Consider the following 12,224-nt stretch of genomic DNA (forward strand, 5'->3'; position numbering starts at 1 on the left):
CAAAACACGCTAACAATAAATCCCCGGCATCCAGGATGCCGGGGATTTTTGCTATTTGGGCGGGCGGGCATGGGCCAGGCAGGGGGTGGGCCTGGCCGGATGATCCGCCTGGCAGGCCTTTTCCGCCCGGTAGGCGAAAAAGGCGCTCAGCAGCCACCACCAGATGGCGATGCACACGGCAATACTTGCCAAAAAGACCCAGCCTCGAAAAGAAATGCGTGCGGTCATTGCACCTGGAATCCCTATGTTTTGGCAAACAGGTCGGTTTCTGAAAGAGATGTTATTGCGCCTTTGAGGGGATAAGGAAGATGATTAATACTTCCTTTAACGCCTCAATGGGGAATAAGTCACATCATGCTGTATGTGCGTCAATAGAGATAAGATGGTTAACTGTGAAAAGTGGCCCTGCTTGATCTAAATGCTGTTGAAATTAACTATAGTCGGCCATATCTGGGTTTCGATCTGGTCAGTATCTGTGCATTAAAGTGTCTTTTGCATGACAATGTGCGCGATCGTCACTTCCTCAAAAATCTCCCCTACGGGCGCATAGCCGTTCCGGGCGTAAAAGGGCTGCGCGCTGACACGGGCGGCCAGACTGATGCGTGATTTGCCGGCGGCGCGCGTCTCGGTTTCGGCGGCGGCGAGCAGGGCGGCGCCCACGCCCTGGCCCTGGCTGTCGGGATCGACCGCCATCTGGCGCAGCCTGAGCGTCGCATCATCGTGGATGGTCAGAAGCAGTGTGCCGATCAGGTCTTCGTCTTCAAAGGCGGCGAGGTGTATGTCCCCGGCCTCGGCGGCCAGTTGCGCCGAGGTGAAATCCAGGCCCAGCGGCGTGCGCAGCACGGCGCGGCGCAGGTTGACGGCGGCGGCATAATCGGCTGAGCCATGGGGAATGCGGCGAACGGTAAGAGACATGCGGAAATCCTGTAACGATAGCGACTGTAATGATCGGCAATTTATAAAATACGGGGCGGCCCGGCATGGTTTTATATATATTCCATCCCTAATGCTCCCCATATTGATGACGACATGCGCCGCCAGCGGAGAAAATCCATGCGAAACCTCGCCAAACTGACCAGCCTGACAACCGTTTCGGCGCTCATTCTCCTTTGCGCCTGTTCGCCGAAGCCGGATGCCGATGCCGTCGCGGCCTCACAAGCCTCCGAATCGGCGGCCATGTCGATCACGGCAGCCGAGGCGGCGTCCCAGGCGGTGGCTGAGGCCATGACCAGCGTGGACGCCACGGGCTATGTCGGCAAATGGACCGGCCCGGAAGGCACCGCCATGACCATTACCCCGGCCGGCAGCCAATATGAGGTGGTAATTACCAACCTCGATGGTCCGCGCACCTTTACCGGTACGCTTGAAGGCAACGGCATCCATATCACCCGCGACGCCACGCCCCTGGTCATTCACAAGGGCGACGGCCAGGCCACGGGCATGAAGTGGCTGGCTGACAAGCATGACTGTCTCGTGGTCGCGGCCAATGAAGGATTCTGCAAGGATTAGTCATTTGCAGCAAAGGCCGGCTTAGGCTAGGCGGACAGGGGCAGTATGGGATTCGTCAAGAAGGCGTAAGGGGCAATGAAGCGTCGCGTGCAATCGATCGTAGTCCTGGCGCTGGCCGTCGCCCAGATTGCGACTGCGCGCCTGATGGTGGCCCTGGGTATCGGTGAACCGGTCGAGGTGCAGTCGGCTCTGGTCAGTCATCCGCTCGTGCCCTACAAGACGGCCTTTGTCATCTGGGGCCTGATCTATGCCTATGCCCTGGTGGCCGCCATCTGGCAGGTCATGCCGCGTCAGAAGGAAAGCGCGGCCCTGGAAACGGTGGACTGGAATGTCATAGTCGTCTGGTTGGTCAATTCGCTGTGGCAGCTCTGGGTGCCTTTGATTGGCCTGGAATGGATCAGCTTTTGCCTGATCGCCGTGGCGGTCTTTGCCGGATTGAACGGCCTGCTCAAGCTGCGCAACGAACTGAAACTGTCGCGGAAGGAAAAGCTGCTGGTGGCCGGGCCGCTGGCCCTGGTGACCGGCTGGCTGACGGCTGCCTGTGTCGTCAACTTTACCTCCGCCATGATCTGGACCGGCTTTGGCCTCGATGCCGGCAATGCCGCCGTTTCTGCCGTTTTCCTGATCGTCCTGATCGCTTTCGGCGGCTGGATGGTCTACCGCACTGGCAACAGCCTCTATGCGGCGGGGCTGGCCTGGGCGCTGTTCTGGGTCTTGATCGCCAATCAGAGCCGCGATCACGAACCGGCCATGGTAGCCATAGCCGCCATTGGACTGGCTCTGGTGGCGGGAGTGCGGCTCTATCTGCTGTGGCGCAAGCCGCAGGCACTGGCGGTCTGACCATGCAGGTTTTGCCGGCGACCGACCAAGACAAGGCGGAATGGCTGCCTTTGTGGCGGGCCTATCTCGATTTCTATAAGCACGCCCTTGAGGATGAGATCACCGACCTGACCTTTGCGCGGGCGCTGGAAGAAGGGGAAGCTCTGAACCTGCTCGTGGCCAAAAGCGAGGGCCGGATCGTCGGGTTCGCCACCTATGTGCTCCACCGCTCAAGCTGGGCACGTGACTGGTATTGCTACCTCGAAGACCTGTTCGTGGCGGAAGGCCAGCGCGGAAAAGGCGTGGCGCGGACCCTGATCGCCGCCGTGGCCGAAGCCGGCAAGGCGAAAGGCGCCGAACGGCTTTACTGGGTCACGGATGAGGCCAATAAAACCGCTCAGGCGCTATATGAAAAGCTGGCGACGAAGACCGATTTCATCCAGTTTCGCCGCGATTTGTAATCATTTCAGGACGGATTCGAGCGTCGACTGAAAGGCCGCCGGCTGATCGAGCATGATGAAGTGCCGGCTGTTGTCGATGCCGTAGAAAGTCATGTTCGGCTTGCTGGCGTAACTGCTTTTGTAGGTCGCTTCGGTGGCGGTGGCGTCCTCGCCGGGGGCGACCGGATAGATAAGCGTGGTCGGCGTGGCGATGCCTGCCAGATCCGGGAGCAGGTCAATGGTCATGTCTTCGTAAAAGCTTTGCGCCAGGACGCGGCGGTCGGAGGTCATCGACCAGTCGAGAAGCTTCGCCTGGTTGACGGGAGCGGTTACCAGTCGGGCCGTGCCTGCGGCCTGCTGCGCTTTAAAGGCATCGGCGGGCGCGGCGATTATGCCGTCGCGCAGGGCGGCGGCCTGGGGTTTGACCATATCGACCGTCGCGGTCGGGCTGAAAATGACGCCGACATAGGGCAGGGCGTCGACGATGATCAGTTTCCCGGCATCTTCCGGATGGGCTTTCGCCAGCATCAGGGCCATCAGTCCGCCGAGCGAATGGCCGACCACGACCGGCTTTTGCAGATGACTGGCCTTGATATAGCCATCGATGGCCTCAACTGACGGCGCGAGAATATCGCCTTCGGCATTGGCGCCGGCCGGTTCACCGGCGAAACCGGCCAGATTGAGCACATGCAGGCGATAATGGCTCTCCAGATGCGCCACTGTATCGTCCCAGACTGCGCCGGAAGAGGCGAGACCGGGGATCAGGATGACGTCCGGGCCTTGGCCGCTGACGGCCACCGAAAAGCGGGCCGTGGCGGCATCCGGAAATGGTGTAGCGGCTTTGGAATGGCCGGCGGTTATTGCGGCGACAATGCCAATGATAATGGCGATGTGTGCCGCGGGGCGATTGAAAATGCTGCTCTTGCGGCGATCGGGACAGTTGAAGCCGGACATGGGGTTACCTCAGGATGGCGTTGAAGAGGACGGTGAAAAGCGACATGGCGAACTGAACCAGATGGTGCCCCGGTTCGAGCAGGAGGACGGCGTAGACGCCCGTGCCAAGGATGACGGTGGCGACCTGGAGGCGGTACAGGTTACGGGCAAGGGGGGAGCGTGTACGCTCCGAAGGGATGCGCAGGGACATGGGAAATGCCTTTATTGGTTGTGGTTTAGCGGTAGGGGTTCTGGAAGATCGCCTCGACCGGCAGGTCGAACACGGCGGAAATCTTGTAGGCGAGGTCGAGCGAGGGCGAGTGCTTGTCAGTTTCCAGGGCGATGACCGCCTGGCGGGAGACGCCCAGTTGAGTGGCGAGATCGGCCTGGGTCAGCCCCTTCTCGGTACGCAGTTCACGCAGGTTTTGTTTCATGAGGCTTTCCTCAGGATGAGGCTAGTGGCGCCGAAAAGCCCCCAGAACAGCGGATAGACAAGATAGAGCGAGAAGTGGTGCGCGCCGGCATTGTTTTCGAGAAAACCCCAGGCGGTGCAGATAAACAGGGTCAGGCCGGTGGCGATGATGAAGCGCCTGACGAGCACCGCCCGCAGGTATTCATCCACCCGTTCGATATAGGCCAGAAAGGCCAGGATGGTGCCGCCGATCGGCAGGGCGGGCAGCACAGCCAGGGCATAAAGCAGCGCTCCGGTCGGCGCCTGGGATTTTATCAGGGTGATCGAACCAAACAGGGCGGCGGCATAGAGCACCATCCAGACGGCCATGCCGGTGGAGTAGCGGGCGGCGGGAGATTTCAGGTTCATGGGTCAGGTTCCAGATAGAGTAAGTGGCATCACCGGTGTAAGGCTGACCTTACATCATGCGAATGTAATGTCAACCTGACATCATGAAAAAATGTCAGGCTGGCCTTACATTTTTATTGGTGCCTTATTGGTCTCTATGTGGATAGAACCAGGCGGGGCTTGGCAGGGGCGGCAAGCTGTGAGACTGTATTTCAAAATAACAACAGGGGGCGCAGGTGGCAGCCGAGATACTCAAGTTTGAAAAGCGGGAACAGCCGAAGGTCGCGGCGCCAAAGGCGAAGCGCTTCGAGGCGCTGGATATCCTGCGCGGCCTGTTCATCATCGGCATGTTGCTGGCTAATAATGCCGGCGACTGGTCGCATATCTGGCCGCCGTTCGATCATGCCGAATGGCACGGCTTTACCATGACCGACCTGGTGTTTCCCGGCTTCATGGTCTGCGTCGGGATTTCGATGACCCTGTCGATGAGCCGGCGGATCGGTGAGGGCGGTAAGGGTGAAATGGCGGTCCATGTGGTCCGCCGCGCCGTTATCCTGATCGCTATCGGCCTGTTTCTCAACCTGTTGCCGGCGTTTGATTTCGCCCATTGGCGTTATCCGGGCGTGCTGCAGCGAATCGGCCTGTGTTACGGGCTCGCTTCGGGCCTGGTCTTGCTACATAGTCATATCGAAGGCGGCAGGCTGGTGCTCCATGCCCGGCCGCTGGCCATCTGGGCGGCGGGGCTGATCCTGGGCTATGCCATATTGCTTAAGTTCGTGCCTGTGCCGGGCTATGGTCTCGGCGATTCCTTCGGGCCGGAAGGCTCGTGGCCGGCCTATATCGACCGTATCATCCCCGGCATCCAGCACATCTATCAGGGCGGCACCAATGAGGCGGGGCAGGTGGTCTACGATCCGGAGGGGCTGCTTTCCACCTTTCCGGCGATCTTCAATATCCTGGCGGGGCTACTGATCGGTCTGCTGATCCAGAAACAGACCCCGGCGCAAGCGGTAGGTAGCGTGGCCCTGGCCGGGCTGATGCTGGTGATTGCCGCCCTGGCGATGGACAGCCAGATTCCGATCATCAAGAAGCTGTGGACCTCGTCTTTCGCGCTTCTGACCAGCGGACTGGCCATGATGATCCTCTCCGGGCTGATGCTGGTCATGGACCGGATGGGCCATACGAAATGGGCCATGCCGATCCGCGTCTTCGGCACCAATGCGATCCTGGCCTATGTCTTCGCCTGGCTGTTTTCGGTCTTTCTCGATGTCACCGGCCTGGCGGGGATAACCACACGCTGGATGCACAGTGTCATCGTCGACCCTTACGCCATGTCCTTCCTGTTCGCGCTGGGCGTGCTCGTCATCTGCTGGCTGTTCGTCCTGCCGTTTTATCTGAAGAAGGTTTTCCTGAAGATCTGAGGCGCCAACCCGGCAGGTTCAGGCTTGTCGGGTTTTCCATTTTCAATTATAGTACTGACTGGTCAGTACTATAAAGAAGCTGTCAATGGAAAAAACCGTCAGACGCAGGGCCGCGCCGGAAGTGCGCCAGGCCGATATTCTCGATGCCGCGCTGGAGGAGTTTGCCCGGCACGGCTTCGAGGGCGCGCGGATGGAGGACGTGGCGCGGGCGGCCAGGGTGAGCAAGGGGACAGTCTATCTCTATTACCCGACCAAGCAGGCCCTGTTCGAGGCGCTGGTAATGCGCGATATCGCGCCGCGCGTGGAACTGGCCTCGACCTTTCTCAAGGGCTATGATGGCCCGCTGGAGCCCGCCCTGATGCGGATGGTCGAAATGGCGGCCATGGCGATCGAAGCGGGTAAGCTGCCGGTATACCCCAAACTTCTCATCGCCGAGGCCGGGCGCTTTCCCGAACTGGCCGCCTTTTATCGCCGCGAGGTCGTACAGAAGATGCTGGCAGCACTCACCGGTCTCTTTCAGCGGGCACTCGATCGCGGCGAAATATCCGGTATCGAGGCCGGAATGGCCGCGCACCTGGTGATCGCGCCGGTGCTGAAATCCGCGCTGTGGACGCTGATTTTTGCCGATGGCGAGGAGACGCCGTTTCCGCCTTTGCCTTACCTGCAAACCCATGTGCGTGTCTTTTTGAAAGGTCTCGGTCATGCGTAATCTTTTGCTTTTGAGTACCTGTTTCGTGCTCGCCGCCTGCCAATCGAAACCCGCCGACAGCTACAGCGGCTATGTCGAGAGCCAGGCTGTCAGCATAAATGCGCCGCAATCGGGCTGGCTGGCGGCGGTCAATGTTGATCGTGGTGATGCGGTCACGGAAGGTGAAGCCCTGTTCCGGCTCGATGCCACACAAGCCGAACATGCCCTAAGCGGTGCCGAGAACCGGGCGGAAGCCGCTCAGGCGCAGGCGGCTGATCTGGCGAAGGGCGCGCGTGAGGCCGATATCGCGCCGCTTCTGGCCCAGCGCATCCAGGCGCAAAGCCAGCTCGATCTCGCCCGCGCCAACGAGGCGCGCTATGCGCAACTGGAGCCCAAGGGTTATGTCTCGGCGGCTCAGATGGATAGCTTGCGGGCCGCGACGAAATCGGCCCAGGCGCAATTGGTCAATATTGATAAACTGATCGCCGAGAAGCGCCTGGCCTCGCGCGAGGATCAACAGCGCGCCGCCCAGGCCCAGGCGGCGGCGGCCAGTGCCGATGTCGCCGGGGCGCAATATATGGTCGATGATCGTGACGTGAAGGCGCGCCTGACCGGACAGGTGGATGAGCGCCTGCGTGAGCCCGGCGAGTTCGTGGCGGCGGGCGCGGCGGTGCTGACCGTGCGGCCAAAAGGGCGGGAGTTCGTGCGGTTTTATGTGCCGCAGGCGGATTTGGCCCGGTTCCGTGTGGGAGCGGTGGTGCATGTCGGCTGCGATGGCTGTCAGGGGCAAACGGCCAAGGTGCGGTTTATTTCGCCGGAAGCCGAGTTTACCCCGCCTGTGATCTACAGTGTGAAGGAGCGGCAAAAGCTGATGTTCCTGGTCGAGGCGACGCCTGAAAAGCCCGAGGCGTTACACGCGGGGCAGCCTGTGGATGTCAAGCTGTGAGGGGCGGGGAAGCAAGAAACCCCACCACCATTGCTTCGCAATGGTTCCCCTCCCCAACAAGTTGGGGAGGTATACTAACTTGTACCTCCCCGGCTATGCCGGGGAGGGGGACCGCGCCTGAAAGGCGTGGTGGTGGGGTTTCTTGCTTCCTAAAGGCGACGTCATGATCGACCTCGCCATCAATGTCACCGGCCTGACAAAGTCCTTCGGCAAGCTCAAGGTGGTCAACAGCGTCGATATCCAGATGCCGCGCGGCCAGGTCTGGGGCTTTCTGGGGCCCAACGGCTCCGGCAAGACCACGACCATCCGTATGCTCTGCGGCCTGCTGAAACCCGATGCTGGCGAAGGCACCTGCCTCGGCTTCGATATCCTCAAGGAAAGCCGCGAGATCAAGAACCGCGTCGGCTACATGACGCAGAAGTTTTCCTACTGGGAAGACCTGTCGATCCGCGAAAACCTGGAGTTCGTCGCCAATCTCTACGACCTGAAGAAAAAGAAACAGGTCGTTGATAAAACTCTGGAAACGCTTGGTTTAACTTCGCGTCAAAAGCAACTGGCCGGCACGCTGTCCGGCGGCTGGAAACAGCGTCTGGCCCTGGCCGCCTGCACCTTGCACAATCCGAAAATGCTGATGCTCGATGAGCCGACCGCCGGCGTCGATCCGCAGGCGCGGCGCGATTTCTGGGACCAGATTCACCGGTTGTCTTCCGAAGGCATGACCGTGCTGGTCTCGACCCACTACATGGACGAAGCCGAGCGCTGCGACCAGATCGCCTATATCGCCTATGGCGACCTGATGGCGCAGGGCAGGGTGGAGGATATCATCGATCAGTCGGGCCTCTATACCTTCATCGCCGAAGGGGTTGGCGTGCGCGACCTTATGGAGCGTCTGCGCGGCCAGCCCGGTGCCGATCATGTCGCCTATTTCGGCAATGCCCTGCATGTCAGCGGCGGCGATGCCGCCGCGCTGAAACGGCTGGTTGCCGCGCACCAGATCGACGGTATCAAGTGGCGGCAGGAAAGGCCCAACCTGGAGGATGTCTTCATCCACCTGATGGGGCAAAGCAAAGATAACTCGATGGCGGTGTAATATGAGCGCATTGCGGCGCATTGGCGCCATACTGACCAAGGAATTCATCCAGATGCGGCGCGACCGGCTGACCTCGGCCATCATGGTCGTCATGCCGATCATGCAACTGATCCTGTTTGGCTTCGCCATCAATTCCGACCCGCGTCACCTGCCGACCCTGCTGTATCTGGAGGACCGTTCGGCCATTGTGAGGTCGCTGACAGCGGGCCTGCAAAACTCCAGCTATTTCGACATCCAGGGTGAGGTGCAGAGCGCCGACGCCGGCACAAAGGCCCTGCAATCGGGCGAGGCGGCCTTTGTCATTACCGTGCCCGCCGGCTTCACGCGTGACATGCTGCGCGGCGACCGGCCGCAATTGCTGATCGAGGCCGATGCTTCCGATCCGTCTGCGGCCAGCAATGCCGTGGGCATGATCCAGCAGATCACAGCATCGGCGTTGAAGCAGGATCTGAAGGGCGAATGGGCTTCGCTGGCTCAAGGGCCGCAGCCGGTCGATATCGTCATCCACCGCATGTATAATCCGGAAGGCATCTCGCAGTATAATATCGTGCCGGGTCTGCTGGGCGTCATCCTGACCATGACCATGGTGATGATCACCTCCATTGCCATGACGCGCGAAACCGAGCGCGGCAATATGGAAAACCTGCTGGCCATGCCGGCGCGGCCGTGGGAGGTGATGGCCGGCAAGATCGTGCCCTATATCGGCGTCGGTATCGTCCAGACCGCCATCGTGCTGCTGGCATCAACCTTCGTGTTCGGCGTGCCTTTTCTTGGGTCGATCTGGCTGCTGTCGCTGGGCGTCGGCCTGTTTATCATCGCCAACCTGGCCGTGGGCTTCACCTTTTCCACCGTGGCGCGCTCGCAGATGCAGGCCATGCAGATGACCTTCTTTTTCTTCCTGCCGTCGATCATGCTGTCGGGCTTCATGTTCCCCTTCCGCGGGATGCCGGCCTGGGCGCAGGGGATCGGCCAGGTTTTCCCGCTGACCCATTTCCTGCGTGTGGTGCGCGGCGTGATGCTGAAGGGGTCGGACTTCGCCGCCATGTGGCCGAATATCTGGCCGATGCTGATCTTTATCGCCGTGGCGACGGCGGTGGCGATGGCAAGATATCGCTCCACATTGGACTGAGACTTATCCACGGGCGGCGGCTTGACTCTTCCATTGCGCGGGAACAAAATAAGAACATTGATGATCGGAGATATGCCCATGTCATGGTTCTGCGAAACGCAGTTGAGAGATTTGCCGGCCGGCTGCCGGATCATGATCACCTGTGAGAAATGCGGTGGCCAGCGCGAGGAATCGGTGCGGCAACTGGTCAATGAGGCACGCGTGGGCGCCATTTATCTCGACCTGATCGAATGGGCTTTCAGTTGCGCCGATTTCCATTGCGGCGGCAGTGTATCGTTCGGCATTTTTACGCCGGTGGAGATCGCGGCGGCGCCGGTACGACTTCGGGCCTGATCGCAGTAAGGGGCTCAATTGGTCACTGTATTAACGGGTCTGTTAACCATTTTGCGGCAGATCGGTTCCTGCTTGTCCACAGCTTTGCGATTCGGAGTGCCGCATGTCCAGGATCAATCCCCGCCGCGACGGTCTTCTGGCCGGCCTGCTCATTCTCTGCGTGGCCGTGGCGGCCAGCGTGGCGGTTTATTTCGCGGCTGAAAAAGCCATGAAGCAGGAAATCGGTTCGAGCCTGCTCGGCTTCACGCAATCGGCCGGCAATCTGGTTGATCCTGCGGCGCAGACTGAACTGAAGGCTCCAGATCAAAAGGGCGGTGACACCTTCAATCGTATCCTGACGCCCTTCAAGGGGCTGATCGCGGGCAATGCCGATATCTCCGATATCTACACAATGATGATCGATGACGCCGGCAAGATTCATTTCGTAGTGGATACACAGGTGGGCGACGGTGAAGAGCCGGCGGCGATCATGGAGGTCTATGACGAAGCCTCGCCCGTTCTGGTCAGGGCTTTTGCCGGCAAGGTCGCTCTGGTGGAAGACAAGCCCTATACCGACAAGTGGGGCACGGTGCTCAGCGCCTATGCGCCGCTCTATGATGCCGGCCATAACTTCATCGGTATGATCGGTGTGGACATGCACGTCGATAAATACCAGGCGCGGCTCAACAGCATCCGCATGGCCCTGGGCCTGGGCCTGCTGATCGCGCTTGTCTGCTCTGTCGCCTGTGGCCTGGGCGTGTTCCGGATGCGCCGGATGATGATGCTGGCCGAGCAACGCGCCGCCGCGCAGGCCGCTGAGTTGGCCGGGATGGAAGCCCGACGCCTTGAGGCCGAAAAGGCCGCCGGGCAAAACACCGCTGCCGCCCGCAAGGCGGCCATGCAGGACCTGGCGCAGAATTTCGAAGCCTCGGTGCAGGGTGTACTCAATGAAGTGCTTTCCGCCGCTGACCTGTTGCAGGGCGAGGCTGAAAAGGTTTCCGCCATCGCCGGCGAAACGCGGGAGCGTTCGCAGGCCGTCTCGCGTATCTCCACGGACGCTGCCCAGACCTCTTCGCAGGTGGCGGCGGCTTCGGAAGAACTGACCGCCTCGATCGGCGAAATCCGTTCGCAGACCGAACGTTCCGACCAGGTGGTGCGTGCCGCCGCTGACAAGGGCGCTGTAGCCAAGGAGGTCATCGAGCGGCTGGCGGTCTCGTCCGGTAAGATCGGCGAGGTGGTGAACGTGATCAACGATATCGCCGGCCAGATCAATCTGCTGGCGCTCAACGCCACAATCGAATCCGCTCGCGCCGGGGAAGCGGGCAAGGGCTTTGCCGTGGTCGCCAATGAGGTCAAGGGGCTGTCCGGGCAGGTCTCCAGGGCGCTGGGCGAGATTTCGGCACAGATCAACGGTATACAGGCAGAGACGAAGATGTCGGTCGACTCGATGAACGAAATCCTGGAGATTATTGGCGAGATTTCGAGCGGTTCGGTGGTGGTCGCCTCGGCGGTCAGCCAGCAATCCATGGTGACGTCGGAAATCTCGCAGAACATCCACGCCACGGCGCACGGCGCCCGCGAGATCGCCGATACCATGGTCGATGTCACCATGTCGGCTGACGAGACCGGCGTCACCGCCCAGCGCGTGCGCGAGGCAACCGCGCGCCTGCAAACCCAGTCACAGGATCTCAACCGCGAGGTCGAGGCGTTTTTGAAACGCGTAAGGGCTTAACGCTCTACCGGCAGTCCGGCCATCGCCCAGGCGCGCAGGCCGCCGGCGAGGTGGTCATGGATATCGATCCCGGCCGCCTGGCATTGCAGGGCGGCATTCACCGAGCGGACGCCGCCGGCACAGGACAGCACCACATATTTCCCTTCCGCCGAGGGCAGGGCGGTTGGATCAAGTGTTGACAGAGGATAGTTGACGGCGCCTTCGATGCGGGCATCGGCAAACTCGTGCGGTTCGCGCACATCGACCAGCAGGATTTCATCGGCGGCCAGGGCGGCGCTGACCTCTTCGGGCGTCATATTGCGGATCGGTGTGGGCATGGTCGTGGCCTTTCATCAGATTTTCGACGCCTTATGGCAGTTTCAGTGCGCTGGCGGAAGGTGCCTTGAAGCGCAGGGGAAAACTGGTT

The 12,224-nt window shown here is 60.6% G+C and carries 17 protein-coding genes; 10 read left to right on the forward strand and 7 right to left on the reverse strand.

Annotated elements, in window-relative coordinates; genetic code table 11:
• Positions 1 to 51: 51 nt before the first annotated feature.
• Positions 52 to 192, reverse strand: a complete 141-nt coding sequence (locus ACTHND_RS06850) for a hypothetical protein (RefSeq protein WP_440177073.1) — start codon at positions 190 to 192, stop codon at positions 52 to 54.
• 288 nt (positions 193 to 480) lie between these two features.
• Positions 481 to 915 carry a GNAT family N-acetyltransferase gene (locus ACTHND_RS06855; protein WP_440177075.1) on the reverse strand — a complete coding sequence of 145 codons (435 nt, stop codon included), beginning with the start codon at positions 913 to 915 and terminating at the stop codon, positions 481 to 483.
• A gap of 138 nt (positions 916 to 1,053) precedes the next feature.
• On the opposite strand from ACTHND_RS06855, the gene ACTHND_RS06860 reads away from it, so the two are divergent.
• From ACTHND_RS06860 to ACTHND_RS06870, 3 genes are all read left to right on the forward strand, one after another.
• Positions 1,054 to 1,509 (forward strand): hypothetical protein, encoded by a 456-nt coding sequence (locus tag ACTHND_RS06860; RefSeq protein WP_440177077.1) that lies wholly within the window; start codon positions 1,054 to 1,056, stop codon positions 1,507 to 1,509.
• 75 nt (positions 1,510 to 1,584) lie between these two features.
• Positions 1,585 to 2,349 carry a hypothetical protein gene (locus tag ACTHND_RS06865; protein WP_440177079.1) on the forward strand — a complete coding sequence of 255 codons (765 nt, stop codon included), beginning with the start codon at positions 1,585 to 1,587 and terminating at the stop codon, positions 2,347 to 2,349.
• Between the two features lie 2 nt (positions 2,350 to 2,351).
• Entirely contained in the window at positions 2,352 to 2,789 is a 438-nt protein-coding gene (locus tag ACTHND_RS06870) for an N-acetyltransferase family protein (protein ID WP_440177081.1), read from the forward strand.
• On the opposite strand, the gene ACTHND_RS06875 is transcribed toward ACTHND_RS06870, so the two are convergent.
• Genes ACTHND_RS06875 through ACTHND_RS06890 form a run of 4 tightly spaced genes read right to left on the reverse strand, consistent with a single transcriptional unit; the run spans position 2,790 to position 4,521 of the window.
• Complete coding sequence (locus ACTHND_RS06875) at positions 2,790 to 3,722, reverse strand: alpha/beta fold hydrolase (RefSeq protein ID WP_440177083.1); 933 nt, start codon at positions 3,720 to 3,722, stop codon at positions 2,790 to 2,792. It lies immediately after the preceding gene.
• 4 nt (positions 3,723 to 3,726) lie between these two features.
• Positions 3,727 to 3,912 carry a hypothetical protein gene (locus ACTHND_RS06880; protein ID WP_440177085.1) on the reverse strand — a complete coding sequence of 62 codons (186 nt, stop codon included), beginning with the start codon at positions 3,910 to 3,912 and terminating at the stop codon, positions 3,727 to 3,729.
• A 25-nt stretch (positions 3,913 to 3,937) separates the two neighbouring features.
• The gene (locus tag ACTHND_RS06885) at positions 3,938 to 4,135 is read right to left on the reverse strand and encodes a helix-turn-helix transcriptional regulator (RefSeq protein WP_440177087.1); all 198 of its coding nucleotides are present in this window, start codon (positions 4,133 to 4,135) and stop codon (positions 3,938 to 3,940) included.
• Positions 4,132 to 4,521, reverse strand: a complete 390-nt coding sequence (locus tag ACTHND_RS06890) for a hypothetical protein (protein WP_440177089.1) — start codon at positions 4,519 to 4,521, stop codon at positions 4,132 to 4,134. Before ACTHND_RS06890 ends, ACTHND_RS06885 begins: the two co-directional genes overlap by 4 nt.
• 215 nt (positions 4,522 to 4,736) lie before the next feature.
• Between ACTHND_RS06890 and ACTHND_RS06895 the strand changes: the two genes are divergently transcribed.
• From ACTHND_RS06895 to ACTHND_RS06925, 7 genes are all read left to right on the forward strand, one after another.
• Positions 4,737 to 5,921 (forward strand): acyltransferase family protein, encoded by a 1,185-nt coding sequence (locus tag ACTHND_RS06895; protein WP_440177091.1) that lies wholly within the window; start codon positions 4,737 to 4,739, stop codon positions 5,919 to 5,921.
• A gap of 85 nt (positions 5,922 to 6,006) precedes the next feature.
• Entirely contained in the window at positions 6,007 to 6,630 is a 624-nt protein-coding gene (locus ACTHND_RS06900; protein WP_440177093.1) for a TetR/AcrR family transcriptional regulator, read from the forward strand.
• Positions 6,623 to 7,555 (forward strand): HlyD family secretion protein, encoded by a 933-nt coding sequence (locus ACTHND_RS06905; RefSeq protein WP_440177095.1) that lies wholly within the window; start codon positions 6,623 to 6,625, stop codon positions 7,553 to 7,555. The genes ACTHND_RS06900 and ACTHND_RS06905 overlap by 8 nt, the downstream gene beginning before the upstream one ends.
• Before the next feature lie 163 nt (positions 7,556 to 7,718).
• Complete coding sequence (locus ACTHND_RS06910; protein WP_440177097.1) at positions 7,719 to 8,645, forward strand: ATP-binding cassette domain-containing protein; 927 nt, start codon at positions 7,719 to 7,721, stop codon at positions 8,643 to 8,645.
• Between the two features lies 1 nt (position 8,646).
• Entirely contained in the window at positions 8,647 to 9,774 is a 1,128-nt protein-coding gene (locus tag ACTHND_RS06915; protein WP_440177099.1) for an ABC transporter permease, read from the forward strand.
• Positions 9,775 to 9,852: 78 nt separating this feature from the next.
• Positions 9,853 to 10,107: a hypothetical protein gene (locus tag ACTHND_RS06920; protein ID WP_440177101.1), complete on the forward strand. Its 255-nt coding sequence runs from the start codon at positions 9,853 to 9,855 to the stop codon at positions 10,105 to 10,107.
• Positions 10,108 to 10,210: 103 nt separating this feature from the next.
• Positions 10,211 to 11,818 (forward strand): methyl-accepting chemotaxis protein, encoded by a 1,608-nt coding sequence (locus tag ACTHND_RS06925; protein WP_440177103.1) that lies wholly within the window; start codon positions 10,211 to 10,213, stop codon positions 11,816 to 11,818.
• On the opposite strand, the gene ACTHND_RS06930 is transcribed toward ACTHND_RS06925, so the two are convergent.
• Entirely contained in the window at positions 11,815 to 12,135 is a 321-nt protein-coding gene (locus tag ACTHND_RS06930; RefSeq protein WP_440177105.1) for a rhodanese-like domain-containing protein, read from the reverse strand. The genes ACTHND_RS06925 and ACTHND_RS06930 overlap by 4 nt on opposite strands.
• Positions 12,136 to 12,224: the final 89 nt, after the last annotated feature.

The organism is Asticcacaulis sp. (assembly GCF_051954415.1).
Lineage (GTDB): Bacteria > Pseudomonadota > Alphaproteobacteria > Caulobacterales > Caulobacteraceae > Asticcacaulis.

What these genes read in the sequence shown, in the direction of transcription:
- ACTHND_RS06915 (WP_440177099.1), top strand. Translation starts at nt 8,647, where the DNA reads ATGAGCGCATTGCGGCGCATTGGCGCCATACTGACCAAGGAATTCATC.
- ACTHND_RS06910 (WP_440177097.1), top strand. Translation starts at nt 7,719, where the DNA reads ATGATCGACCTCGCCATCAATGTCACCGGCCTGACAAAGTCCTTCGGC.
- ACTHND_RS06860 (WP_440177077.1), top strand. Translation starts at nt 1,054, where the DNA reads ATGCGAAACCTCGCCAAACTGACCAGCCTGACAACCGTTTCGGCGCTC.
- ACTHND_RS06930 (WP_440177105.1), bottom strand. Translation starts at nt 12,135, where the DNA reads ATGCCCACACCGATCCGCAATATGACGCCCGAAGAGGTCAGCGCCGCC.
- ACTHND_RS06865 (WP_440177079.1), top strand. Translation starts at nt 1,585, where the DNA reads ATGAAGCGTCGCGTGCAATCGATCGTAGTCCTGGCGCTGGCCGTCGCC.
- ACTHND_RS06870 (WP_440177081.1), top strand. Translation starts at nt 2,352, where the DNA reads ATGCAGGTTTTGCCGGCGACCGACCAAGACAAGGCGGAATGGCTGCCT.
- ACTHND_RS06855 (WP_440177075.1), bottom strand. Translation starts at nt 915, where the DNA reads ATGTCTCTTACCGTTCGCCGCATTCCCCATGGCTCAGCCGATTATGCC.
- ACTHND_RS06925 (WP_440177103.1), top strand. Translation starts at nt 10,211, where the DNA reads ATGTCCAGGATCAATCCCCGCCGCGACGGTCTTCTGGCCGGCCTGCTC.
- ACTHND_RS06905 (WP_440177095.1), top strand. Translation starts at nt 6,623, where the DNA reads ATGCGTAATCTTTTGCTTTTGAGTACCTGTTTCGTGCTCGCCGCCTGC.
- ACTHND_RS06880 (WP_440177085.1), bottom strand. Translation starts at nt 3,912, where the DNA reads ATGTCCCTGCGCATCCCTTCGGAGCGTACACGCTCCCCCCTTGCCCGT.
- ACTHND_RS06875 (WP_440177083.1), bottom strand. Translation starts at nt 3,722, where the DNA reads ATGTCCGGCTTCAACTGTCCCGATCGCCGCAAGAGCAGCATTTTCAAT.
- ACTHND_RS06920 (WP_440177101.1), top strand. Translation starts at nt 9,853, where the DNA reads ATGTCATGGTTCTGCGAAACGCAGTTGAGAGATTTGCCGGCCGGCTGC.
- ACTHND_RS06900 (WP_440177093.1), top strand. Translation starts at nt 6,007, where the DNA reads ATGGAAAAAACCGTCAGACGCAGGGCCGCGCCGGAAGTGCGCCAGGCC.
- ACTHND_RS06890 (WP_440177089.1), bottom strand. Translation starts at nt 4,521, where the DNA reads ATGAACCTGAAATCTCCCGCCGCCCGCTACTCCACCGGCATGGCCGTC.
- ACTHND_RS06885 (WP_440177087.1), bottom strand. Translation starts at nt 4,135, where the DNA reads ATGAAACAAAACCTGCGTGAACTGCGTACCGAGAAGGGGCTGACCCAG.